The organism is Mesorhizobium sp. M7A.F.Ca.CA.002.04.1.1, from assembly GCF_004022805.1.
GTDB classification, from domain to species: domain Bacteria; phylum Pseudomonadota; class Alphaproteobacteria; order Rhizobiales; family Rhizobiaceae; genus Mesorhizobium; species Mesorhizobium ciceri.
The window spans coordinates 1-2,967 of record NZ_RZPL01000695.1; the positions used below are offsets into that span (position 1 = coordinate 1).

Sequence of the window (2,967 nt, forward strand, 5' to 3'; positions counted from 1 at the left end):
CAGAGATATGACGACAAAATTCGATGAACTGCTGGGCCGGTTCCACGCATACCTTGCGACCGTGGATCACGTCCTGATGCGCGATGCCGTGGCCCGGATCGGCTGGGACATGCCGGCTCGCACGCTGGAGCCGCGTCCGCTTGCCTGCCTGCGCCATCTCGATCGCGCCGCCGAACTGGCGCCTCCGGATGCCAAGCCGCTGGTGCAACTGCTTGCCGAACGTCGGAATGATTTCCGCTGGGGGCAGACTTATGGCGAGGCGGACTTCGGGAAAGAGTTCATCGAGAATTACGGCTGGCTGGAAGTGTTCGGCACACGTGGCCACTTTGCCAATGACGCGGCCGCCGCCGGCCTGCTGATTCTTGGACCAGATATCGTCTATCCCGACCACCATCACGTCGCCGAGGAAATCTACATTCCGCTGACCGGCGGCACCGAATGGCGCATGGGCGAGAGCGGCTTTTGCATGCGTACGGCCGGCGAGGTCGTTCATCACGCTTCCAACGTCAATCACGCCATGCGCACGGGCAAAGACCCGTTGCTGGCGCTGTACATCTGGCGCGGCGGGCCGTTGGCGCAGAAATCCGATATCACCGGAACCGTGGCGCAGGGCAGGGACTGATGGCCAAAGCGATCATGCTGCAAGGCACGGGTTCCGACGTGGGCAAGACCGTGCTGGTCGCCGGCCTCTGCCGCGCGGCAAAAAAGCGTGGGCTGAAGGTGCGGCCGTTCAAGCCGCAGAACATGTCGAACAATGCCGCCGTCGCCGAAATTCCAGGTGACAACAATGCCGGCGGCGGTGAGATCGGCCGCGCGCAATGGCTGCAGGCGATCGCTTGCGGTGTCGCGCCATCGGTCCACATGAACCCGGTGCTGCTGAAGCCGCAGACCGATGTCGGCGCGCAGGTCATCGTGCAGGGCAAAATGTTCGGGGAAGCGCGGGCGCGCGACTACCAGGCGATGAAGGGCCGGCTGATGGACGCCGTGCTGGACTCCTGGGGCAAGGTCGGCGAGGGCGCCGATCTGGTCATCGTCGAGGGCGCCGGCTCGCCGGCCGAGATCAACCTGCGCAGCCGCGACATCGCCAATATGGGCTTTGCCACGCGCGCCGACGTGCCCGTGGTGCTGGTCGGCGACATCGATCGCGGCGGCGTCATCGCTTCGGTGGCCGGCACGCATCTGATCCTCCCGGAAGAGGACCGGCGCATGATCGCCGGCTACCTCATCAACAAGTTCCGCGGCGACGTTTCGCTGTTTGACGACGGCCTGAAGTCGATCGAGACATTCACGGGCTGGCGCTGTTTCGGTGTCGTTCCGTGGCTGAAGGCGGCGGCACGCTTGCCTTCGGAAGATTCGGTGGTGCTGGAGCGGCTGGCGTCCGGCGAAGCGCGCGCGCTGAAGGTGGCGGTGCCGATGCTTGGCCGCATCGCCAATTTCGACGATCTCGACCCGCTCAAGGCTGAGCCGCAGGTCGAGGTGGTGTTCGTGCCGCCGGGAAAGCCGCTGCCCGCCGATGCCGGGCTGGTGGTCATTCCAGGCTCGAAGTCGACAATCGGCGATCTCTTGAAATTCCGCGAGAACGGTTGGGATCGCGACCTTCTTGCGCATCGCAAGCGCGGCGGCCATGTCGTGGGCATTTGCGGCGGCTTCCAGATGCTCGGCCGCATGGTGCGCGATCCCGACGGCATCGAAGGCAGCGTCACCGAAGCCGAAGGGCTCGGCCTGCTCGACATCGAAACGGTGATGGAGCCGGAAAAGACGGTGCGCAACGTCAGCGCCCGTTCGGTGCCGTTCGACCTGCCGCTCGAAGGCTATGAAATCCATCTCGGCCGCACCACCGGGCCGGATACGCTGAGGCCGTCTGCAGTCATCAATGGCATCGATGACGGGGCAGTGTCGGTCGATGGCAAGGTGATCGGCACCTATATGCACGGTCTGTTTGGCGCCGACGGCTTTCGCGGAAGATTCCTCGAAAGCCTCGGCATCAAGGGCGGCGGCATCGATTACCGAGCCGAGGTCGAGCGGGCGCTGGACGAGGTCGCAGCCGAGCTGGAGACCCATCTCGACTGCGACGCGATCTTTGCACTGGCGCGGTAATTCGCGGTTGGCTCAGCCCTTGTCGCCTGCCTTCGGCCAGTAGGTACCGAAGGACCAGACGTTGCCTTCCGGGTCGCGGCAGATGAACTCGCGGCTGCCATAGTCGCGGTTGGTCAATTCCTGGATGATCGTGGCGCCAGCCTTCCTGCCCTTGGCATAGGCGGCATCGGCATCATCGACGGCGATGTAGATCGACTTGCCGCCGCCTGAGCCGGGTTCGCCGACCATCTTGCCGTAGTCGTCGTCGCGCACGGTGCCCAGCATGATCATCGAGGAGCCGAAGACCAGTTCGGCATGGTGCACGACGTCGCCTTCGCCATAGCGGGCCCGGACGCTGAAGCCGAAGGCTTCGCCCAGCCAGTCGATCATCTTTGCCGCGTTCCTGTAGCGCAAGGCGGGGTAGAGGCGGGGCGCTTCGGTGGTGGTGGTCATGTCGATCTCCTTCAGTGGGGTTGGTCGATGCCCCACTGTGGGTAAAGGCCGTTCCGGCGTCTTGAAGAAATGTTACCTGGCCGAGATTCCGGTTGGTGTCTCGCCGGCGAGGTCGCGGAATTCGCGTACCAGATGCGCCTGGTCGGCATAGCCGCAATCGGCTGCGATATCGGCCCAGTCGACGGCCTGCTGCCTCGACAGGCCGAGCGCGCGGTTGAAGCGGACGATGCGCGACAGTGTCTTGGGGCCCATGCCGATGGCGTTGGAAAAACTGCCGGCGAGATGTTTGCGGCTCCAGCCCAGCCTTTCGGCGATCGATGCAATGCGGGTCCGGCCGCCGGATGTGATGATGCGGTCATAGGCCCAGGCGATTTCAAGTGGCGTCTCGGCGGCCTTCTCGAGACGGGCGGTGACGAAGGCTTCGGCCATGTCGAAACG

4 protein-coding genes are annotated in these 2,967 nt (G+C 64.5%); 2 read left to right on the top strand and 2 right to left on the bottom strand.

The window, feature by feature from the left end:
* The first annotated feature begins 7 nt into the window (after positions 1–7).
* Together ENZ75_RS26945 and ENZ75_RS26950 are read left to right on the top strand one after the other, a co-directional pair.
* Positions 8–622 carry a dimethylsulfonioproprionate lyase family protein gene (locus ENZ75_RS26945; RefSeq protein ID WP_063168187.1) on the top strand — a complete coding sequence of 205 codons (615 nt, stop codon included), beginning with the start codon at positions 8–10 and terminating at the stop codon, positions 620–622.
* Entirely contained in the window at positions 622–2,097 is a 1,476-nt protein-coding gene (locus tag ENZ75_RS26950) for a cobyric acid synthase (RefSeq protein WP_063168186.1), read from the top strand. Before ENZ75_RS26945 ends, ENZ75_RS26950 begins: the two co-directional genes overlap by 1 nt.
* A 12-nt stretch (positions 2,098–2,109) precedes the next feature.
* On the opposite strand, the gene ENZ75_RS26955 is transcribed toward ENZ75_RS26950, so the two are convergent.
* Both ENZ75_RS26955 and ENZ75_RS26960 read right to left on the bottom strand, forming a co-directional pair.
* Positions 2,110–2,529 (bottom strand): VOC family protein, encoded by a 420-nt coding sequence (locus tag ENZ75_RS26955; RefSeq protein ID WP_063168185.1) that lies wholly within the window; start codon positions 2,527–2,529, stop codon positions 2,110–2,112.
* Between the two features lie 72 nt (positions 2,530–2,601).
* Positions 2,602–2,967: AraC family transcriptional regulator (locus tag ENZ75_RS26960; RefSeq protein ID WP_164888027.1), on the bottom strand; the 366-nt coding region annotated here is incomplete at its 5' end.